Origin of the sequence: Bifidobacterium coryneforme (genome assembly GCF_000737865.1) — a bacterium.
GTDB lineage: Bacteria > Actinomycetota > Actinomycetes > Actinomycetales > Bifidobacteriaceae > Bombiscardovia > Bombiscardovia coryneformis.
On sequence record NZ_CP007287.1, the window covers coordinates 1,733,064 to 1,755,151 of the forward strand.

General features: G+C 58.8%; 17 protein-coding genes and 1 pseudogene. 8 read left to right on the forward strand and 10 right to left on the reverse strand.

All coding sequences use genetic code 11. From position 1 onward, the window contains the following. Positions 1-21: 21 nt before the first annotated feature. Positions 22-633: a LytR C-terminal domain-containing protein gene (locus bcor_RS07025; protein ID WP_033491045.1), complete on the forward strand. Its 612-nt coding sequence runs from the start codon at positions 22-24 to the stop codon at positions 631-633. A gap of 18 nt (positions 634-651) precedes the next feature. Here the strand turns inward: bcor_RS07025 and bcor_RS07030 are convergent, their stop codons facing one another. Continuing rightward, positions 652-2,073, reverse strand: a complete 1,422-nt coding sequence (locus tag bcor_RS07030; RefSeq protein WP_033498492.1) for a CCA tRNA nucleotidyltransferase — start codon at positions 2,071-2,073, stop codon at positions 652-654. An 82-nt stretch (positions 2,074-2,155) separates the two neighbouring features. On the opposite strand from bcor_RS07030, the gene bcor_RS07035 reads away from it, so the two are divergent. The 5 genes from bcor_RS07035 to bcor_RS07060 all read left to right on the forward strand — a co-directional run bounded on the left by bcor_RS07035 (position 2,156) and on the right by bcor_RS07060 (position 11,977). Then, complete coding sequence (locus tag bcor_RS07035) at positions 2,156-2,872, forward strand: NUDIX hydrolase (protein ID WP_033498474.1); 717 nt, start codon at positions 2,156-2,158, stop codon at positions 2,870-2,872. Further along, a complete protein-coding gene (locus tag bcor_RS07040; protein WP_051875750.1) occupies positions 2,869-5,199 on the forward strand; it encodes a DUF6049 family protein in 2,331 nt (776 codons plus the stop codon). The genes bcor_RS07035 and bcor_RS07040 overlap by 4 nt, the downstream gene beginning before the upstream one ends. Continuing rightward, a complete protein-coding gene (locus bcor_RS07045; protein ID WP_051875751.1) occupies positions 5,196-9,386 on the forward strand; it encodes a murein biosynthesis integral membrane protein MurJ in 4,191 nt (1,396 codons plus the stop codon). The genes bcor_RS07040 and bcor_RS07045 overlap by 4 nt, the downstream gene beginning before the upstream one ends. Before the next feature lie 127 nt (positions 9,387-9,513). Next, a complete protein-coding gene (locus tag bcor_RS07055) occupies positions 9,514-10,809 on the forward strand; it encodes an aminotransferase-like domain-containing protein (RefSeq protein ID WP_033498476.1) in 1,296 nt (431 codons plus the stop codon). A 1-nt stretch (position 10,810) separates the two neighbouring features. After that, positions 10,811-11,977 (forward strand): D-alanine--D-alanine ligase family protein, encoded by a 1,167-nt coding sequence (locus bcor_RS07060; protein WP_081870394.1) that lies wholly within the window; start codon positions 10,811-10,813, stop codon positions 11,975-11,977. Between the two features lie 3 nt (positions 11,978-11,980). Here bcor_RS07060 and bcor_RS07065 read toward each other — a convergent pair whose 3' ends face one another. Further along, positions 11,981-12,307 carry a hypothetical protein gene (locus tag bcor_RS07065; RefSeq protein ID WP_033498477.1) on the reverse strand — a complete coding sequence of 109 codons (327 nt, stop codon included), beginning with the start codon at positions 12,305-12,307 and terminating at the stop codon, positions 11,981-11,983. Positions 12,308-12,418: 111 nt separating this feature from the next. On the opposite strand from bcor_RS07065, the gene trxB reads away from it, so the two are divergent. After that, positions 12,419-13,360 (forward strand): thioredoxin-disulfide reductase, encoded by a 942-nt coding sequence (gene trxB / locus bcor_RS07070; protein ID WP_033498478.1) that lies wholly within the window; start codon positions 12,419-12,421, stop codon positions 13,358-13,360. Positions 13,361-13,906: 546 nt separating this feature from the next. Here trxB and bcor_RS07760 read toward each other — a convergent pair. Then, a pseudogene (locus bcor_RS07760) lies at positions 13,907-14,624 on the reverse strand (ParB/RepB/Spo0J family partition protein); the annotation flags it as partial. A 349-nt stretch (positions 14,625-14,973) separates the two neighbouring features. On the opposite strand from bcor_RS07760, the gene bcor_RS07765 reads away from it, so the two are divergent. After that, entirely contained in the window at positions 14,974-15,270 is a 297-nt protein-coding gene (locus bcor_RS07765) for a hypothetical protein (RefSeq protein ID WP_158332639.1), read from the forward strand. A gap of 109 nt (positions 15,271-15,379) precedes the next feature. Here the strand turns inward: bcor_RS07765 and bcor_RS07080 are convergent, their stop codons facing one another. From bcor_RS07080 to rpmH, 7 genes are all read right to left on the reverse strand, one after another. Then, positions 15,380-16,372: a ParA family protein gene (locus bcor_RS07080; protein ID WP_033498496.1), complete on the reverse strand. Its 993-nt coding sequence runs from the start codon at positions 16,370-16,372 to the stop codon at positions 15,380-15,382. A gap of 1,625 nt (positions 16,373-17,997) precedes the next feature. Next, complete coding sequence (locus bcor_RS07085; RefSeq protein ID WP_238548550.1) at positions 17,998-18,840, reverse strand: 16S rRNA (guanine(527)-N(7))-methyltransferase RsmG; 843 nt, start codon at positions 18,838-18,840, stop codon at positions 17,998-18,000. A gap of 121 nt (positions 18,841-18,961) precedes the next feature. Continuing rightward, the gene (locus tag bcor_RS07090) at positions 18,962-19,546 is read right to left on the reverse strand and encodes a Jag family protein (RefSeq protein WP_033491035.1); all 585 of its coding nucleotides are present in this window, start codon (positions 19,544-19,546) and stop codon (positions 18,962-18,964) included. Between the two features lie 145 nt (positions 19,547-19,691). Beyond that, positions 19,692-20,714, reverse strand: coding sequence for a membrane protein insertase YidC (gene yidC, locus bcor_RS07095; RefSeq protein ID WP_033498480.1), 1,023 nt, complete (start codon positions 20,712-20,714; stop codon positions 19,692-19,694). 2 nt (positions 20,715-20,716) lie between these two features. Beyond that, on the reverse strand, positions 20,717-21,028 hold the full coding sequence (gene yidD / locus bcor_RS07100) for a membrane protein insertion efficiency factor YidD (protein WP_051875753.1): 312 nt from the start codon (positions 21,026-21,028) through the stop codon (positions 20,717-20,719). Continuing rightward, on the reverse strand, positions 21,025-21,489 hold the full coding sequence (gene rnpA / locus bcor_RS07105) for a ribonuclease P protein component (protein ID WP_081870395.1): 465 nt from the start codon (positions 21,487-21,489) through the stop codon (positions 21,025-21,027). The genes yidD and rnpA overlap by 4 nt, the downstream gene beginning before the upstream one ends. Positions 21,490-21,513: 24 nt before the next feature. After that, on the reverse strand, positions 21,514-21,648 hold the full coding sequence (rpmH, locus tag bcor_RS07110; protein WP_033491033.1) for a 50S ribosomal protein L34: 135 nt from the start codon (positions 21,646-21,648) through the stop codon (positions 21,514-21,516). Positions 21,649-22,088: the final 440 nt, after the last annotated feature.

Sequence of the window (22,088 nt, forward strand, 5' to 3'; positions counted from 1 at the left end):
GTAATTTGCGGAAGGTGGACCATGACGAATCCCGAACCACTCGATGAACGTGAGGCTCGCCGACAGTTCGTGAGGCGCAGGCAGAAGATGGTATTCACCATCGCGGTCTGTGCCCTGGTGGTCATCATGATTGTCGCCAGTCTGGTCATCTTCGGTACCGTGGGTCGCTCCACCAAGGAAAGCAAGGTCGTCAAGCCCAACTATGGGGTCAGTCTGCCCTGTCCCCCCCAGGATTCCAAGCTGGTCAACCACCCCGATATCCGTATCAGGGTCCTCAACGGAACCAGCAAATCCGGCCTGGGCACGGCCGTGGCAGCTGCCCTGCGTAATCGCGGTTTCAACATGCAGGGGGTCGGCGACTACCCCAACAAGACGGAGACGGCACGCACCGAAATCCGTTTCGGCATCCAGGGCATCGACCGTGGTTATACGGTCGCAACCCAGTTCAACGACGCCATCATGATCATGGACGACCGGAGTGATGACCTGGTCGATGTGGTCATCGGAGCAACCTTCAACGACCTGAACGATGAAGACAAATCCTCCACGGTCGGCAAGGACATCGAAGGCATCAAGGGGTGTGTGGCCGATCCGGCAAGCATGAAAGACCTGCCCGAAGCACCCAAGGCCTGATCGGGATTCCCCCAGGGCCTAGTCCTCGGCTCCCTCCCGGGCCCACCAGCTCTTCAACTCCTCCACGGCCTGGTCCTGATCGACCGGCCCCATATCCAGGCGGTAGTCCAGCATGTGCCGGTAGGCCTTGCCCACCATCGGTCCGGGCTGAAGGTCCAGTATCTCCATGATCTGCCCGCCATCCAGGTCGGGTCGGATGGCATCCAGATCCTCCTGCTTGCGCAGCTGGCGCACCCGCTCCTCCAACTCGTCCATGGCGGCCGAGAATATCTGGGACTTGCGTTTGTTCCTGGTGGTCGCATCAGCCCTGGTCAGGCGGTTCAGCCGCTCGAAGAGCGGTCCTGTCTCCTTGGCATAGCGCCGGACGGCAGCATCGGTCCACCGCTCGTCCACGTACCCGTGGAAGCGCAGATGCATGCCAATCAGGTCGCAGACGTCATCGATGATGTGGTGGTCGAAGCGCAGGGCCTTCAACCTGGTACGGGCCATTCGGGCACCGACTGCATCATGGTGGTGGAAACTCACCTTCCCACCGGATTCGAAACGTCTGGTCTTGGGCTTGCCTATGTCGTGCATGAGAGCCGCCAGGCGCAGGGTCAGGTCAGGGGCCGGCACAGGTCCGTCCGGGCCGGTCTCCAGGGCGATGGCCCGATCCACCACCATCAGGGTGTGCTCAAAAACGTCCTTATGGCGATGATGCTCATCAAGCTCCAGTTCCAGGGCGGGAATCTCGGGCAGGACGATATCGGCCAGACCTGATTCGACCAGGGCCTCGATTCCCTTGGTGGGATGGGCACTGAGCATGAGTTTGGTCAACTCGTCGCGGACCCTCTCGGCCGAGACGATACTGATTCGGTCGGTCATCCGGGTTATGGCCTCGGCCGTCTCAGGGGCGATGGTGAAACCCAGCTGAGCCACGAAACGAACGGCCCGCATCATCCTCAACGGATCATCTTCGAAGGACTGTTCGGGATCCACAGGGGTACGCAGCACCTGCTTGGCCAGATCATTGGCACCCCGATAGGGGTCGACGAAAACCAGGTCCGGCACCCGCAGGGCCATGGCATTGACCGTGAAATCCCTTCGGGAGAGGTCCCCCTCCAGGCTGTCGCCATAATCCACGTCAGGCTTGCGCGAGTCCGGATCGTAGGTGTCCCTGCGATAGGTGGTCACCTCGACCTTGATTTCCGTTCCATCCGGGCGGCGGCGCATGGCTCCCAAGGTGCCGAACTTGCGGCCCATGTCCCAGAATCCGGAACCCCACTTGTGCAGAATCGGTTCAAACTCCTCGGGCCGGGCCGAAGTACAGAAATCCAGGTCGTGCGATGGCCGATGCAGGAGCAGGTCACGGACGGGACCCCCCACCAGCGACAGTTCAAATCCTTGATCGGCAAACAGTTGTCCGAGTTCGATAGCCTCGGGCCAGACTTGGAAATCCACGCTCACCCTTTCCATATAGAGTTCATGCGCCTACTAGCTTACCGTTACCCCACCTGCACATTAACCTACGTAAAGTGGAATTATGATTACGCCCGCAGACCTTGCGCGCATGCTCTCGCAAAGCGCCGACCCTGCGGACAGTCATGCCTCCAGACCGAAGGATGCCCCCCGGGAGACCGATCCGAGATCGCCCCTCCTGTATTCGGTGGGCGAGTCCCTGGACCCCCTGCTACGCGATGGCCACCTCGCCCGGCAACCCCTGGAACAGGAGGAAGCCGCCGACGGCACACCAACCCCCGCCCTGATGCCCCGCCACAAGAATGCAGGCAAGCCGGCCACCTTCGCGTCCCTGGATGCCCAGGAACTCCCCGTGGTCAGGGAGTACTCGGCAGGAGGCCTGATTTTCGACCACCAGGAGCGGGTGGCCATCATCGCCCGCCATTCTCGGTCTGGACACCTGGAATGGTGCCTACCCAAGGGGCATATCGAAAAAGGGGAGACGCCCGAGGAGACGGCCGTCCGTGAGGTCCAGGAAGAGACGGGAATCCTGGGGCAGGTGACCGATTCGATCGCCACGATAGACTATTGGTTCACCGGAACCAACCAGCGGGTCCACAAGCTGGTGCATCATTTCGTCCTGCAGATGATCGGCGGAACCCTAAGTGTTGAGGGCGACCCGGACCACGAGGCTGAGGATGCCATCTGGGTGGACTTCTCGGATCTGGCCTCGGTGCTGAGTTACCCCAATGAGCGGAAGATAGCCTGGCTGTACGCGAGGAAGTACAAGAAGCAGATATGACCGAGAGCCCACTGCGCCCTGGGCGGCGCACCCCCCAGTCAACCCGTGCCCGTCAAGAATCGGCTGCGCGGGCAACGTCCTGGATCACAGTCCTGGGAACACTCCTCCTGACCCTGGCCCTGATCCTGGGGGCGACCCCGGGCATGTTCCTGCCATCCGCCATGGCCGTCCCTGGCGACGACCATGGGCATCAGGCCCAAATCAGCCTCAAATCAGCCACCCCGGTGGTCACCGACAAGTCCGGGTACACCCTCAAGGCGACCGTGACCAACCTGGAGAGCCAGGAGCTGCGCGACTCCACCTTTACGGTCGGGACCAACGCCCTCTACTCGTTCAGCTCACGCACGGACATGCAGTCCTGGTCCGAGGGGAAGACACGCATACCAACACCAGACAATCTGGACAGCAGGGATCTGGACTCCGTCAAGCCCGGGCAAAGCGCCGAAGTCACCGTTACCGTGCCTGCCGACGCGGGGGGCCTCAGGAAAATGGTGACCTGGGGTCCCAAGCCCGTACGCCTTTCACTGACCGGCAAGGACAATCGAGTTCTTGCAGAGACCTGGACCTTCCTCACCAGGACCTGGGATGGCCTGCCCAACTCAGGAACCCCCGCCATGTCGATGACCATGGTCCTCCCCTTGACCACCTCGGAGTGGACGGTGGAGGACAAGAACATGCAGGCCCTGATGACCCAGACCGACGAGGCCGTGGCTGAGGACGCCAAAAAGGAGGCCGACAGAGGCAACGGATCTTCCCCCTCCCCCTCGGCGACCAAGACCCAGGACCAACAGGACCAGTCCTCCACCCGAACCAACGAGGGCAAGGTAATCACCCTCAGCCGCCAGGCGACCAAGACCCAGGAAACCCAGCGACAACTGCTGAACCGGCACCCCACCCTGCAGGTCCTGGCCGACCCGACCTACCTGACGGCCATCGACGGAAACCCGAAGATCAACGGCCTCATCCAGCCCGCCGACTTCGACATCAGCACCTATGCCGGGCAGGATGCCGGACGATACCTCAAGGCCGGCATCTCCCCGGATTCATGGAGCGCCAAGACCGGAGCGGACCTCTATGCCAGGACCCACCCGGATCAGGGCAAGGTGGCAACAGACCATGCCTACGCCTGGCAGGGAAGGCAGGAGTGGTCCGTCGAATCCGTCACCGAAGCCCGCAAGGCCGGATACACCCATGTCGTAGCCCCCCGAGGGTTCGAGGCTGGAGCAGGGGCCTCGGCCCACACCGGCAAGTTCACGGTCGACACCCAGGCCGGACAGGTAACGGTCCTCACGGCCCAGCGGGAACTGAGCAATCTGGCCCAGGGGAATCCGACCTCCACTAAGGCCTCTGGAGAACGGACCCAGGCCGGACAGGTTGCCAGGTTCATGGCTCAGAGCGCCTTTTACCAGATGGAGCAGCCCTACGATCAGCGCGACCTGATGGTCTGCTTCGAAACCAGCCAGAACTCCCAGCAGGTTGACCAGATCATGGCCGAGCTGGAACACGCCCCCTGGATATCCCTAGGCTCCTTGGAAACCCTGGACAAGGCCGACGACTACAGTCTCGGTGCCTCCCGACTTCAGGAGAACCGCGAGTCGAGCAAGAAGCTGGACTCCGACATCGCCGGTACCCTGGATTCGCTGACGAACAGTCGCAACGACATCACCCGCTTCTCGAAAGCCATCCTGGCCGACCCCTCCTCCTCACACCCCACCGCCAGCGCCACGACGGGCAAGTCCGACAGCCAGGCCCTGGCACGACAGGATGCGGATACCACCGCCCGTCAGTCCAAGGACCCCGCCAACTGGTTGGAGCGGATCACCAAGGCCCACGATTGCCTGGCCTTGCATGCCATGGCTGGTATCCGGTCCGCACCAGGCCTGGCCGACCAGGCTCGGGCCATATCGAACCAGCTCCTGGACGGAATCAGCATCACCCCCAGCGAGTCTTTGACCGTCGTGAGCGAAACCGCCTCGATGCCGGTGACAATCAGCAACAGCCACCCCTATCCGGTCTATGCCAGGGTCAGCGCCAAGACCGACTCCATGGAGATCGTCACCTCCCGCACGGCCGATACCATCATCCCGGCCCGCTCCGAGGCCCAGGTCACCTTCAAGGTCAGGGTGGCCACGGCGGGTCAGGCGAATGTCGATATCTCCCTGATCGACCGTGACGGCAAACCCTTTGGCCAGACCAGGCAGGCACATATCACCAGCAACCTCCGCTTGAGCGACATGAGCGGCCTTATCATCGTGGTAATCGCCGTTCTGCTGGGCCTGTGCGGACTCTGGCGTCAGTTCCACCGCAAGAAGGATGCAGACGAATGAGCTCTGTGGGCCGTAATTCAGTCATCATGGCCTCAGGTACTGCGGCCTCCCGGGTCACCGGGCAGATTCGCACCATCCTCCTGGCCGCGGCCATCGGGACCACCGGTATCGCAGCCGACGCCTACCAGACCGGGGCGATGATTCCCCAGGTCATGTTCACACTGATTTCCGGAGGCATTTTCAACGCCGTTCTGGTACCTCAAATCGTCCGGACACTGAAGGAAAAGGACGCCACCGACCGTCTCAACAAGCTGATTACGGTCTCCATGGTCCTCCTGGCCGGGCTTACCCTGATTCTGATGCTGGCGACGCCGGCCCTGACCTCGATTTATCTGAACTCCAAGTGGAACCCGGCACAGCGGGCCTTGGCGAACTCCTTTACCCTCTGGTGCATGCCCCAGGTCTTCTTCTACGGCCTCTATACGGTCCTGGGGCAGATCCTGGCAGCCAAGGGCCGCTTCACGGCCTACGCCTGGAGCTCGGTCGGTGCCAATCTGATCAGTTGCCTGGGCTTCATGGCCTTCATCAAACTCTTCGGCAATGCGCAGAGGCAGCCGGTCACCTTCTGGGACAACGGCAAGGTCGCGCTGACCGCCGGTGCCTGGAGCCTGGGGGTGGCCTTCCAGGCCGTGATCCTCTTCCTCCCCCTGGTAAAGTGTGGCTTCCGGTATCGGCCCCGATGGGGTCTTCGGGGTATGGGCCTGCGCTCCATGGGGTCGGTGGCGGCCTGGAGCCTGGGGGTGGTCGTCATCGACCAGCTGGCTAACGTGGTCAATGCCCGAATCACCAACGGCGCCCCCCTGGAGGGAAACCCCTTCGACATAGCCGGCAACGGGTCCTATCAGAACGCCTACACCCTCTTCATCCTGCCCTACTCCCTGATAGCCGTCTCCGTCAGCACGGCCATCTTCCCCCGCCTGTCCAAGTCGGTGTCGGATGGGCGGATTGATGACGCCAGGGAGGAACTCAGCCGGGCCCTGCGCAACGTCGGACTGATGATGTTCTTCTTCAGTACGGTCATGCTGGCCATACCCGTACCAATCACCCGGGCCCTCCTCCCCTCGGTCGGCATCCATGAGGCCGTGCTCATCTCGGGTCCCCTGTTGGGCCTTTCTCTGGGGCTGGTGGCCATGAGTGCCTTCCTGCTCATCCAGCGCACCTTCTACGCCTTCGAGGATGGCCGCCACCCCTTCATCTTCGCGGCTGTCTCCAACCTGATCCAGGTCGTCCTGGTCCTTGTGTCCATTCGCTTCTCACCTCCCCGCTATTGGGCGGCCCTGGTGGGCGCGACTCTGGCCCTGAGCAACATCCTCAGCTTCCCGGTCCTGGCAAGGATGCTGCGGAAGCCCTTCAACGGGTACCTGGATGGTCGTCGTATCCTGACCACCTACGCCAAGGCCTTCCTGGCCGCCCTCCTGGCCCTGGGTGCAGCCATCTTCCTCAAGACTCCCGTCACCCACATGGTCGGAGCCTGGGTCCAGGGGCGGCAGGGGCACATGAGTTGGATTCAGGCCGTTCTGATCTGCGTCATCATCACCCTGGTGGTGGGCATCGTCTATTCGGTGGTCCTCATAGCCCTGAGAACCACCGAGTTCACCCAGCTCCTGAACTCTCTGCTCGCCAAGCTGGGCAGGTCCCTCACCCACCCGGTCCAGAGTCTTGACGACCTGGCTGAGAAACCCTCCCGCCTTGCCGACAAGTCGGTGAGGGTGGTCCACTCCTCCTCACCCGACTCCGCCGAGGTCGGGCTCGACGCCGCTCTGGAGAACTTCGAAGAACAGCCCTTCCCATCAGATGAAGAAACCGCGACAGGCGGCTCCAAGGAACCGTCAAATGAGAAGGAACCCGTTAGGATTGTTCCTGTAGGCACCACCCAAAAGAGGATTCCGGTGTTGCGGGCAAACAATCCCGGGGGTGCTCCACCCGTCAACCGTGGCGCCGCCCCTCGGGAGCAGCGCTCCAACCTTCGCGAGAGTCCTGAAGCCATGAAACCGCATATCGGAGATACCGTTCTCGGCAGATACACCTTGACCACCCTCCTGCGCCGAGCTGCCGGTATGAGTGCCTGGCGGGCCCGTGACAAGGTACTGGACAGGGACTGCCAACTCTTCATCGTCAACGACTCCTCCTCCACCGACCTGATCAACACCACAACCTCGGGGCTGGCCCTGAGGAAGGACAGACACTTCACCCCGGTCTATCAGCTTCATACCCGGGACGGGGTCTCCCTGATCGTCACCGCTCCGGATGCCGGCTTGGCCCTGCAGGACTATATGCAGGGTCCGGCGGCCGAGACCCTGAGCTACAAGGCCATGCGGACCATCCTGGGCGAGGCCACCGAGGCAATGCGAATCCTGGGCAGAGTCGGGCTGACCGACTACACCGTATCCACCAGGACCATCAGACTCTCCAGGTCTTCGGTCGTCCTTGCGGACGCCCCAATCGGCCCCCTGATCACACCCCCCAGGACCAAGCACGAGCAGGGACTGACCGACGAGGAGCGTCTGATCCGGGAACTGTCCACCGTCCTCTACGACATGCTGACCGGTCACTCCGGTCATGCAGACGACGAGCGCAGCCTCGGTTCCCTGCCTGAAGATACCCCCGAGGAGTTCAGAATTGTCTGCGAGCGCGGTCTGGGCCTCAGCCGGGTTAAGGGTATGCGACCCATCCCCCTGGTCACATTGGCCGAGTTGTCTGCCCTGCTCAGCCCCTGGGTACCGCCGGAGGAGCTGACCGATAGCGACCTTATCTGGCCTGATATGGACGGGCGGGCCTCGGTCGAGACGGTCTCCCTTCGCAGGACCGATTCAGCCTACGTGCTCCCTCTCCCCCAGGAGCTGACAGTCTCCGATATACCCGCGGCCCGTATCCTGAGCCAGGATGAGCCGCATTGGGGCACCAACCAGTTGCTCTTCCCCGGTCGTAGCGAGATTGAGATAATCAATCCGGAGGATACCAGCAGCGACCTCTTCTCCCTCTTCGACGAACGGCAACGGAGAGATGCCGGCACAGGCCGCACCCAATCCACCATCCCGATGGATGTAAGCAGCCTGAGAACCGCCGCCTCCCCCCGCAGCCTGGAGGATTCCAATGCCGTGACAGGCAGAATGCCGGTTATTGCGCCCAACCAGAATAATGGGGGCATCCTGGGCACCGGCACCACCTCGGAAACCTCAATCAAGCAAGGCTTCTCCGAGTGGGACTTCCACAAGCCCGATGAGAAATCCGACGAGCAAACAGGACAGGCCCTCCAGCCTCGGGAGGCCGGCGATACAGCAGACAGTGCCCGTAGGGCCTCGGCTGTTTCGATGCTGGGAACAGGTTCGGATAAGAACCTTGATGGCCGGGCTGCCCTGACCGAAACCAGGGCCGTTTCCAGCCCCGATGCCACCGCCATGGAGCCACTGCCCCCCAGCTTCACCCCTGAGGCCCACTCCACCCCTGCACCCTTCACCTACGGAGTCAACGGGGAGGACGAGCAGGAGAATGGTCTTGAAGACGGGGACATGGCCGATACCCGCCTCTTCGGGCACTTCACCACCCGGTCGGTCGTCATCACCGTGGCCGTCCTGGTTGTTGTGGTGGCCTTGGTCTGGGCCATGTCCACGGTTATCGGACGACGCCCCCACGAGTCCACCGAAGATGGCGGATGGCCGGTCATGTCGAACGTTCCCTTCCCTGGCCAATCCTCGGACGATGAGGACTCGGAGGAACAAAGCGATACCGGTGACCAGGCCAGGACGGCAACGAGCGACAAGGATGGAAAACAGGCCGACCACCATGCCGGAAAGTCCGCCCGCAAAGCAGACAGGAAGGTCGGTAAGGTCCCTGCGCCCCGCGCGTCCGTAAACACCACCCCCTATCAGGTGGAACACGAGACCTTCCTGAACCAGCCAGCCGGCAAGCAGGGCTTCGGGTGGTACATGCACCTGACTGAACCCCAGGAGGTATCCCGCCTGGATATCAAGGTTCGCCAGAGCGGCGGGCATGCACAGATCTTCGCCAACTCCACGGCCACCCAGCCCAACCAGGGCCAGCCTCTGGCGGACTTCAGCTTCGACCCTTCAGGAACCACCCACGTGACCCTGAAGGCACCGGTCAAAACCCAGGATCTGGTCATCTGGGTGCCCATGGACGGAATGCCCGGAAACACCCTGCATTTCTCAGCCGTCTCTGTGTACTGAATTGGTGAGTGATTGGGCTTTTCCTGGCCCGTTACCTCGATTGGTAATACAGTTTCGATACATATAACCTTGCCGGTCGCGCCATCCGATCGGACGCGGCGGTAAACCCAGGAAGGCGGCTGCAGTCATGGCGGATAATCCCAATATCCCGTCCAAGGTCATCCGGAACGATCCCTGGTTCGGCTCCTATGCCAAGCGAGCCGAAGGGATGCGGGCCTCTGAGATTCGCGCCCTCTTCGCCGTGGCAAACCGCCCTGAAGTGGTCTCTCTGGCGGGTGGGATGCCTTATCTGGGCCGGATGCCTTTCGATGAGCTGGCCGATCAGGTGGCCGACATGCTCCGCAAGCAGGGCCAGGTGGCCTGGCAGTACGGGTCAGCCCAGGGTGACCCCCATCTGCGCGAAGACGTTCTGCAGATCATGGAGTTGGAGGGCATCAAGGACGCTCAGCCTGATGATGTGGTCATCGTCAACGGGTCCCAGTCCGGCATCGACCTGATTACCCGCGTCATGTGCGACCCGGGCGATGTAATCCTGGCCGAGGCCCCGAACTACGTGGGTGCCCTGGGGGTTTTCCAGTCCTTCCAGGTGGACGTGGTCAACGTGGCCATGGATGGGGACGGTCTGATTCCGGAGGTCCTGGAGCAGACCATCATCGAGCAGCGCAAGGCCGGCAAACAGGTCAAGATGCTCTATACGGTTCCCAACTTCCACAACCCGGCCGGTGCCACCATGAGTCGTGAGCGCCGTCCGAAGGTCATCGAAATCGCCAAGAAGTACCACGTGCTGATCGTTGAGGACAACCCTTATGGACTGTTGGGTTTCGACGGCCAGACCTACCCGGCCTTGCGATCCTATGACTCCGAGGGGATCGTCTACATGAGCAGCTTCTCCAAGATCATCGCCCCGGGTATGCGTGTGGCCTGGATGGTGGCTCCTCCAGGAATTCGGCAGAAGCTGGTTCTGGCCAACGAATCCGCCATTCTTTGCCCATCGAACATGAGCCAGATGACCATTACCACCTATCTCGACAACTTCGATTGGAAATCACAGATCAACGACTACCGGGGGATGTACAAGGAGCGTTGCGATGCCATGGATGAGGCCCTGAAGGAGTATCTGCCCTACTGCTCCTGGCTCAAGCCCAAGGGCGGCTTCTACATCTGGCTGAAGATTCCCGACGGACTCAACGCCAAGGACATGTTGCCCAGGGCCATCACAGCCAAGGTGGCCTATGTTTCCGGCACGGCCTTCTACGATGACGGGCAGGGAGCCGACCACATGCGGCTCTCCTTCTGCTATCCCACCCCCGAGCGAATCCGGGAAGGCATCCGTAGGCTCTCGACGGTCATCGACAACGAACTCGACACAGTGCGTCTTTTTGAACCAGAGGTCGGCACAGGCACCCGCAAGGAAAGGGGCTGACATGGAGACCAGGCAGAACAAGGCACCCGAGCAGGTTGATGCCCGGAGAGAACAGTCCCAGGCCGCGGCAGAGGGAGCCGGAAGGGCCAGCGAGACCCGTCATGGCAGGAAACTGGGCCGCCATGGGCATACTTCCCTCCATGTGAACGGAATCGCCCCTGCCGCCAAGGAGGATGTTGGGTCTCTGGTGCAGAAGGCAACCCGTCGCGATGACAAGTCCATACTTGTCATCTGTGGTGGACTCAGCCATGAGCGCGACTTCTCCCTGAGCTCAGGCCATCGGGTCCAGGGGTTCCTGGAAGAGGCCGGATGGACGGTCAGTGCTCAGGATATGGACGGTGATCTGCTTGGTCTCCTGACTGATGAGAAGAAACGCCCCGACCTGGTCTGGCCCCTGCTGCACGGAGCCAACGGTGAGGACGGATCCATCCGCGACATACTCGAAATGGTGGGGTTGCCGTACATAGGGTCCCGGGCCAAGGCCTCGCGTACAGCCTGGAGCAAGCCCATCGCCAAGAACCTGGTCCGCATGGCCGGATTGGCCACCCCGCATTCGGTCACCCTGCCGGAATCCATGTTCAGGGAATTGGGAGTCAAGCCTGTTATCGACCTCCTGCTGAAATCCTTGGGGCTTCCCCTTTTCATCAAGCCGACCAAGGGTGGGTCCGCCATGGGATGCACCCTCGTCAAGGAGGGGAAGGACCTCCCTCAGGCTCTGATCAACTGCTTCGCCTACGGAGAGGTCGCCCTGGTGGAACAGGCCGTCACCGGAACCGAGGTGTCGGTGTCCATCCTCGAGCTGAACGGACACCCGCTGATTCTGCCTCCTCTAGAGGTCTGGACCCCTTCAGGCACGTATGATTACGAGGCCAGAACCACTCCAGGGCCAACAGAGTTCTATGTACCTGCCCGGTTGGATTCCAAGGCAATGCACGCCGTCAAGGAGGCCGCCCTGATTGTCCATAGAGTCCTCGGGCTGAGAGACATCTCCCGCACGGATTTCATCGTTGATGAGATGGGAAGACCCCAGTTCCTTGAGGCCAATGTCGCACCCGGAATGACCGACACTTCTCTTCTGCCCCAGTCCGCCGTGGCCGCCGGCTATGAGCTTCCGGACCTTTACACAGCCCTGGTGCAGTCCGTTCTCGACCAGAATCGCGCCGACTGAGACCTATCCTCGCCGAGCCTCGGGGCCTTCCTGACATGTCCCAAGGCTCTTCTGACGCAGAGAAGGACCATCCTCCCCCGATTTTCCTGGCTCAGAGCTGGTCTCTGCCCGGTCATCACCCTCAACGGGTTGGGCCGATTGGTCGGTCTCACTGTCGTCGGACCGCAACCAGAAGCGCCAGCTGTGCCAGCCGTCATCGACCTTGCTTTCGTCGCCCTGGTCCTGCGAGGGGTGTTCACGCAGGAGCTTTTGAACCCTGCCCAGGAACCAGAAGAGCACAATCAAGGTACCAAGATTGGTAATGATGGCCACGATGACTGTTTTCTCCATACAGCAACCATATCCCCTTCCCGGCTCGACCGGCCCCTACCCGCCAGAGAAGACGGACCTGTTACGCCCTCCGCTTGCCACCCGGTCAGGCTTCAAAGATAGAGTGGCATCATGACCCGAACCGTTCATGATGCCATAGTTATCGGATCCGGCCCCGCCGGCTACACAGCAGCAATTTACCTGGGTAGAGCCGGATATGCCCCCCTGGTTATCGCAGGCGCCTTGACACCTGGCGGGCAGCTCATGAACACTACCGAGGTTGAGAACTACCCGGGCTTCCCCAAGGGAATCATGGGACCGGACCTGATGGATCAGATGCGCGATCAGGCCGAGCACTTCGGTGCCCAAATCGAGTATGACGATGTCACTTCCGTTGACTTCTCCGGCGATATCAAGCGCATCACTACGGACGGCGGCGAGGAGTACTTCGCCAGAGCCGTGGTGGTCACCACCGGTTCCCAATATCGCAAATTGGAGGTTCCCGGAGAACGCGAGTTCTCGGGGAGGGGCGTCTCCTACTGCGCCACCTGTGATGGGTTCTTCTTCAAGGACAAGCCCATCGTGGTCATCGGGGGCGGCGATTCCGCCATGGGTGACGCGGACTTCCTGACCCGATTCGGTTCTTCGGTGCAGCTCATTCACCGTCGTCAGGGCTTCCGTGCCTCAAAGATCATGGTTGATCGGGCCCAGGCGAACAAGAAGATTGACTTTGTCCTTGATTCCGTCGTCACCAAGGTGAATGGGGATGAAAGCGGGGTCACCTCAGTCGACATCCGCGACACCACCACCGGACGGACGACCACGGTCCCGGCCAACGGCGTCTTCGTGGCAATCGGCTTTGTTCCCCAGACCGGTTTCCTGAAGGGGCAGGTCGATCTGGACGAGGACGGGTACATCCTGGTCGAGGGGGCCTCCACCCGAACATCCACCCCAGGCATCTTCGCTGCAGGCGACGCGACAGATAAGGTATACCGTCAGGCCGTCTCTGCGGCCGGCATGGGCTGCCGTGCAGCTCTAGACGCTCAGGAGTACCTCAATACCCTGGAAGGCTGATAGCGGCCCTCCCAGGTGCCTTTTTGGGCATGTTCTGACTTTCGCCCTCTGCAGCAGATCGGAAGCACCAGGCACACTCCTTTTCGGCGCCCTCGCGTCAGGACCGTGGAGCCGACCAGCCTGCACAGGTAAATTACCGTTACCCTCATGTCTTCGTTGCAGGCACCTTTGCCATCATTGATACGAAGCTGGGGCTCTGACCCAACCGGTCAGAGCCCCAGCTCATTCTTTGTTCCCTACCTTCTGTCTGCCTTAAGGGGTGCGGCAGCCAGCCGGCTATCCAGCATCTCCGTTCGCCCCGTCAGACCCAACCGTCTGCCTTGTCGGATGGGCCCATGCCGTTCTGCCCACCATCAAGCAGCATGGTGAGGATGCGATCCATGTCTTCAGGGGAAGAGAAGACGATCTCGATCCTTCCATGCTTCTTCGTTCCCTTGATGGCAACCTTGGTATCGAATCTGCTTTCCAGGTTCTGTCTAACCGGGCTGTCGCTCCAAATATCCGGCCGGGACTTCCTGGCCTTCTGCTTGACCTGGCCGGTTTTCAGCGCCACCAACTCCTCGGTGGAACGCACAGATAGACCCTCCGCGATGATCTTATTGGCCAACGCATTCATATCATCTTCAGTGGGCAACGTCAGCAGGGCTCGAGCGTGCCCGGCCGAAAGAACTCCGGAGCTGACCTTTTTCTGAACGCTGGGCGGCAACTTCAGAAGTCGCAGGGTGTTGGTTATCTGCGGCCTCGACTTGGAGACCGACTTTGACAGCCCTTCCTGGGTCAGACCAAATTCATCAATCATCTGCTGATAGGCCGCCGCCTCTTCCAGCGGGTTCAGGGCAACCCGGTGAAGGTTCTCCAGCAAGGCATCCCTGAGCATGGCGTCATCAGCGGTGGTTTTGACAATAGCCGGGATGGTTTCCAGACCAGCCAGCTGGGTGGCCCTCCACCGCCGCTCTCCCATGATGATTTCATAGGTAGGACCCTGGTTTTCCGACCCGGCGGTCTTGCCAGCAAGCGCCCCTGTCTTCTTCTCGACGGGCTGATCCACCGACTTTTCGGAAGCTGAGGCCTTATAGGGTTCTTGACTGCCACCCTTGGCAATCTTCCTGACAACAATAGGCTGCAGGACACCGACCTCTTGTATAGAGCGGGAGAGCTCCAACAACTCGTCTTCATCGAAGATATGCCTGGGCTGCTGGGCATTGGGGCCGATTTCGTCAGTCCTCAACTCCATGAGATATCCGCCTTGGACCGGCTTCAGGTCATGGTCGGATACGGCATCCCGAACAGCTTTGCCGGACTCAACGGCTTTTTCCTGTGCAGGACGGGTTGCCGAATGCGCGAGGCTCTTCTGGCTTTCATCCCCTGCCTCGGATGCAGACGACATTTCCCGATATGTTTCACGTGAAACACCGGTCACTGTCGAGCCAAAGAACAGATCGCTTGGATGTTTCAGACTGTCCAAATCCGGCATCTTGGAGATGCTCTTCCGTCCGCCGGACGCAGAGGTTCTACGTGAAACACTCTTCGGCTTTGCGGTACCAGTTGGAGACTCCTGCCTGGTCTGTGCGCCTTCTGCACCAGCAGAGTCCCCCGCCCCCGAGGTGCTGCTCTTGGCCTTCTTTGCACTTGTTTTGCCCTGTGCCTGGGAAGTGCGAGTAATTTTGCCTTTACTGCCGGACTTGCCGTCCGTCTTGGTTGTAGAGGCAGCGGATTTGCGACTAGATTTCTTTGTGCCTGATCCCGCCGAAGCCTTTGCGGTGCTTGACTTTGTACTTGACAACCCGCTACTCGAAGACTTGGTTCCGGCAGAGGCCGAGGCAGCAGAATCCGCTGTCGTTGGTTTGGCGCCGACCCGCTTTCGGGTACCGGAATGCGCAGGAGCCGATTTTGCCTTACTGGCCTCCTGAGCTGCTGAATCCTCCGAACCAGTGGCCTGATCCGAAGAGTCCTCACCAGGAAGTGCGGGGAATAAGGCCCCCAGGCCCTTACCTAAACGTGACCGGCTTGCCATGCTCTTCACTCCCCTTGCTTCCTCTTGGTGATGCGCTCCAAAACCTGCTCTGATCTCGACGCTATTTCCAAAGCAGCTTCTTCGTACGAAATTGCTCCTGCTCCCCGCGGATCATATGTGATGACACTCTGCTGGAAACTCGGAGCCTCAGAAATCTTGACTGACCTGGGAATGGTGGTGTTCAGCACAATCTCGGGATAGTGCTCACGCACCTCGTCGAAGACCTCCTTGCTGAGCAGGGTCCGCTTGTCATACATGGTAAGGAGCATGGTCGAGATGACCAGATACGGATTGTATGACTGCTGAACCAGACCTATGGTGTGCAAGAGCTGCTGCAACCCCTCCAAGGCGTAGTACTCAGCCTGTACTGGAATCAGCACCTCGTTCACCGAGCACATCGCGTTTAAAACCAGAAGTCCGAGGCTCGGAGGGCAGTCAATAAAGATGTAGTCGTAGTGCTTCTTACTCCCCTTGAGGAACTTCGCCAATGCGTTCTTAAGAAGGTGATTGCGCTCGGGCAATTCCGCCACCTCAAGTTCGGCACCGCTCAAGTCAATGGAGGAAGGCACAACCTCAAGAGTCTCGAAACCGGGTGATGCAACCTTGACCTCTTCGATGCCGTATCGGCCCTCCAACACGTCATAGGTGGAGGGGACGCCGCTTTCGTGAGGTACCCCGAGTGCCGTGGAGGCGTTCCCCTGAGGGTCCATATCTATAACCAGGACCTGGGACCCTAATGAAGCAAAGGCCGCAGCCAGATTGACGGTCGTGGTTGTTTTCCCCACTCCCCCCTTCTGATTGGCCACAGCTATAAACCGCGTCTGAGGAGGTTGTGGGACAGTGACCTTCTGCAGTGCCTGATACCTGGCATTGAGATCGGCCATCTCGGCTCCCGCGGAGGAGCCCGACCCGTCGGAGAAGATCTTTGTAAGAATATCGGAGGCGGTTTCAATACCCTCAGATCCGGGTTCGCTCCGCTGCCCGGTATCCGAGGTCACTTGAGAACCCGGTTCCCTCTTTTTCGATTCAGACACCAATCGTTCCTCCTTATACTTCACACAATTTTCCCGTTCCTCATGGACATGTGTATTGTCCACAGTTGTGCACAGTCGTTGTGTATAACTGTGGATAAGTGTGGACAGGTTTCCGCCCTCTTGATGTATCACTTATTTCTGACTGTCGAATCAAATCCGTTGAAATAAGGTGGTTCTTTAGACCGCAAATCACTCTTCTTGAGATCCGTTTCATCGGTTGTGGATAAGTTTCAAAGGTTCCCCAAATTGTGCATAACTGCTCTTGAGTTTTGCTCTCCTCTTTTCACCCATTGCGCCAGTGAGCATATTCGGTCTTCTTCTAACACTAAGCTCTCTGAGGTTCTGCAGCTCACAAATCTTGTACAGCACCCCGAAACCGATTTCCTTGCATATCTCTGAAGAGTACGTTTCACGTGAAACATGTTTTTGGCAACTTCGCTCACTCGACGGCTGAGACTTCAAATAGTCGAGCGCTCCTCAGTCTTTAGCATGGCCAAATAAAATTAGCACTTTAGTTGGGCATAAACAAACCACCTTAAAAGCAGGTTCGTTTATAGGAACTCCGCTACCACGTCGCCTCAGCATGTTTCAGATAGCGGGTGAGATCACGAACACCGTCTATCCAACCAAGTCTGCTGTTCGTTCCTACCTTGATTGACTTGTTTCTAAGTGAACAGTGGTCAACGTTACGTCCTCCATCTCCTACCTTTCTAATGAGACTGTTTCATGTGAAACATCGACAGCCTAACTGCTCCAGCCCCCGCATTACGGTTATCAGTGCACTGAAGAGCGCTGTACGATGGTGAAACTCGCTTCCCCCAGTAAAACGGTGTTCACCGAAGACAGACTTGTCTTATGCAGCAGAGTGCGCCTGACCTCATTTGCCCTAGTCCCACTAACGGAATCTAACGGGTTTATAAACTGAATCGAGAAACTCATCTTCGCTCTGCCGGTATACCGAAAGCCAAATATCAGAGCTCAGCCATCCTTAACAACCACTCCAAGAGGTCGGTTCACTCTTTCTCGAAGAGACACCAGAGGTCACCAAAGCCCAAGCAAGGAACCGCATGTTTCACGTGAAACAAATGGCCGGGGAAGCTAATCAGTAATCGAGTGTTATGCAGTCTACAAGCAGTCTAGTAGTCCATAAGACTCTGCAAGACAGTTCCTTCAGAAGGTAGGGCTCTGGCCAACTATCTCGTACACGTTATTACTTGAAGTCTTATCACGAGGACAGTGTCGGGAGCAGTAATCACACTTCAGCTGCTCTGTAGCCACACTGTTGTTCGGAGAACAGCAGGTCCGAGTCATATATGATGCAGCTTACCTCCAGTGCATATTAGGTATGTACCGCTCACTCCACCGATCGTAAATCAAAATGGGGGCAGCCAATTACTGCAGCAACGCAATGCAGATTGAACGTCTGTAGCGGGATTGTTTCACGTGAAACATCGAAGCAGTCCCATTAGAGCAGTTACGCCAAGACTAATCTATAGAACTGATCTACGGCTAAGAGCTCACCAGCAAGGAATTCCAAGCGATCCGGCTCCACAAACTACACGCTTGTAATTTCCAGGAACTCTACTCACTCACACCTTATCGACGAGAACCACATGGGTTTCTTCAAGACCCGGACCAACAGGTGCTTCACAGACCCGGGGGTTCATCCCACGATTCTTCTTTATCTCTTTGGCGGCCTTGTCTATTTCAGCCTCTGCCGACCTACCCTTCAGAGCTATAAGCCGGCCGCCCGCATGAAGCAGGGGCAGGGTCCAGCCAGTCAGTTTGGTCATGGGTGCAACAGCGCGGCAGGTCACCATATCATATGGCGCTTGAGAAGAATCTCCGACAATCTCGGACTCATTCGCTCCTCCTTCGGAGCCCCGACGATTAGAGCCGCCCATGCCCGAGTTCTGATGACGGGGATGATCCTCTACACGACGCACTTTCCGGCGACCTGACTTATCCACCTTCTTGGAAGAAGGCATGACCTCCTCGGCACGTTTCCGAATCACAGTCACGTTCTCCAGGTTCATCTCGTCAATGACTTCACCAAGCCAGAGAACCCGACGCTCCATAGGCTCAATGAGGGTCACATCGCAACTGGGCATGCAGGCGGCGAGCACAATCCCGGGGAATCCTCCACCTGAACCAACATCCGCGATTCTTGGTCCGATTCCTTCAGCCAAGGCCTCCTTAACAAAAGGAACAATGGCCGCAGAGTTGAGGATATGACGTTCCCAGATGATTCCCTGATCGCGCGGACCTATGATTCCGCGCTCTACACCCTCACGGGCTAGCTTCTCATGGAAGACCTTCAGAGGGGCCAGAGCATCACCCAACACCTGAGCCAGGACCTGATTCCCTTCCAGAACATCGGTCTGGGGCAGATCCATGCCCGCAGAGGCTCCATTCCCTGCATCGTTAATCATGCTGTATTCTTCCCAACCTCATAGACCTGCTCCAACAAGCAGGCATCTCACAACAATCCCAATATCAATGCAGGAGAGAACCAGGGGCGCTCACGCACCAGCGTCCCTGGTCATGCAAGCCCTACTCTTTGGAGTCGAAATCCCCATCAACCTCATCGACCTGGTCAGGGGTATCGAATGTCTCAGGGACGGGCTTGTCGTCGTCCTGATGACCTGCAGCCTTGATGTATACGGAAACGTAACGGTGTGGCTCCTCGCCATGAGACCGGGACTTGAGCCCCTCCTCACGAACCATGTCGTGAACGATTTTGCGCTCAAAGGAGTTCATCGGCGGCATATCAACCTGCTCACCGGTTTCACGGACCTCATCGATGGCATCGAGGGCCCGCTCACGCAGGAGCGACCTCTTCTTCTGCAGGAAACCATCCACGTCGACAATCAGATGCGACCGCTCCCCCGTCTTCTGCTGCACTGCAAGACGCGTCAGCTGTTGGAGGGCATCCACAACTTCGCCATCATGCCCAATCAGATGCTTGATATCTTCGTCATCGTCAGCCACAATCTGCACAGTCGGGCGATGGTTCCGAACTCCCATCTCGATATCACCCTCGTAATCGGCGATATCCAAGAGACCTTCCAAATAGTCGGCGGCAATATCCGCTTCCTCATTGAGCTGGTCGATCGTCTTTTCCTGCTCCTGAGACATTCATAATCTCCTTACACGCGTTTACATTCGTCCGATGACTGGTCGGGCCACTTCTTCAATCGCCATAGAACGAGTGTCCAATACCGAGGATACACGGTCGGGACGATTGCAAACCACCATTCATCTGGTGATTCACCACTTCGAATCAATGACCTTTACGCTTGCGGCGGGGCTGAGTGCGCTGGTGGGATACACCCTTGTTCTTACGGGCTTCCTCCTCGGCCTTCTTGGCCTCAATCAGCTCTTCCTCTTCCAGAGATGGCAGGCCCTGATGACTACGGCGGGCGTTCTCCCGACGGTGATCGCGCTCCTCCTTCTCCTCAGCTGCAGGAGACCCGGGAGTGGGCATGTGCCGCACCTGGAAGAGGGTCCGTCCCAGATTCCAGAGGTTATTGGTCAACCAGTAGATCAGCACGGCGAAGGGGAAATAGATGCCGGAGAAGATGTACATGACCGGGAAGATAAAGGCCATCATCTGCTGCATCTTGTACTGCTGGCCCTGCATGGCAGAGCGCGGCATGTTCTTACGGACGTTGTGGAACTGCGAGTAGAACATGGCCAGACACATCAGAATGATGAAAACGACGATGACGATGCGGCCGGCTCCCTGGGCCGACGTGAAGTTGTCGGATATCTTCAGGCCGAAGAAGGTGGTGTCCTCGAACTCCTTGGCCACATCGACATTGAAGGCGCCCAGTGGCTTGCGTACCCCCCGGGCAATGAAGGGGACGGCCGAGAGCACATAGAACATGGTCATGAATACCGGTCCCTGGACCAGCATGGGAAGGCAGGATCCTGCAGGATTGACGTGGTGGTCCTGGTACAGCTTCATGGTCTCGCGACTCATGGCTTCACGGCTGGCCGGATCATTCTTGTTCTTGTACTTGTTCTGGATCTTCATCAATTTGGGCTGGATGGCCTGCATACGCTGCATGGATCTGAGCTGCTTGATGAAGAGCGGCAGGACGCAGATATTGACCACGATCACCAGGAGAACCACAGACAGGGCCCAGGCCAGCCCCGGCCCGTCGGGCAGACCGATAAGGGTCAGGAACTCGTGGCAGAAGTACATGATGTAGGTCATCAGCCACTCAATGGGGTACAGAATCTTATAGAAGAAGCCGTATATGCCCGTATCGAAAGTAAAGGTTTGCGTGTTCTGGAACATTGTCAGGCCGTCTCCTTGTCCGAGACCATAGGCGTCAGTCTTGGTTCTTCATGGGCCTTGGACCATGAGAATCGATAGAAGGGTGAATACCGTTGTGGCACATCATCGATGCCCCCGCTGTTGAAGGGGGTACACCGCAAAAGACGCAGAAGGGCCAGGAGGGCCCCCCTCAGGGCGCCGAAACGCCCGACTGCGGTCAGGGCGTACTGGGAACAGGTCGGGTAGTACAGGCAACGTGGCGGTGACAGCGGTGACAGGTGTCTCTGGTACCAGCGGATGGCACCCTCAAGCACACCGGTCGGAGACAGCGTCACGCCACACCTGCCTCTCCGGTTTCATTCGTCAAGTGGCCAGCTCTTCCCGCACCCCTGGGAGCCGACCGACCTCCACCAACCCTCAAGGTCAGATCACGGAAAAGACGGTCCATCTGCTGATCCAAGTCCTGGAAAGGCACATCGGCCGCACCGGGCTTTGCTCGGATGACCAGGTCACAGCAAGATGGGAGGAGACCCTCCTTGGCGCGGGCCAGTTGGCGGAACCGCCGCTTTACCTTGTTTCTGGTTACGGCATTGCCCACGCTTTTGGATACGGCAAGACCCATGCGACGACGGTCTTGAACCAGCTCGTCACAGGCTGCTTGATCGCCCCGAGCAGGAGGTGAGGTAACCGCCACAGAATCAGGTATCAGATAATGGATGACCAGATCATGACTGCTGACTCGCCTACGCCGTCTGAGCACCGTGGTGAAATCGCGGTGGCTTTTCAGCCGTTCCACCGTCTGCGGGAGGTCGAGTCCGACTCAGGCAGAGAGGGACTTGCGACCCTTGGCCCGACGACGGTTGATCAGGGCGCGGCCCGAGCGGGTACGCATGCGGGCGCGGAATCCGTGCTTCATGTGGCGACGGCGGTTGTTGGGCTGGAATGTCCTCTTCATGATTAATCGCTCCTGGTTGTAGTCATACTCGAGTACGGCTCGTCATGAGTCAAGCTATACTACGGTACACATCAGGCGGGACCGAGTCAAAACAAAATGGTCCCGAGTTCGCCACATTTGCCCCTTCCTCGAGGAACCTCTTGAGTCACGTTCAGGCGAAGGTCGAAATGGAAGAAAACCTGAGACGACTTTTCCCGGCCATCAGCTTTTGGATTCGTGCCCTCCAGGCTGGTGAAATCCCCGTAAACAGAGGGGAATCAAGCATCGGACTTATCCACAAATTACATCACTGTTATTCACATTCGACCATGGAACAACACGCGAGCCTGTGGATAACCTCCTTACAAGGGTGTAACAATGGTCTACTGTCTATCCGTAAGGACGCCACTGAGCACACGCGATGCATCGGGAACGGCCTGGACGTATGAGAGGAGTTGGAG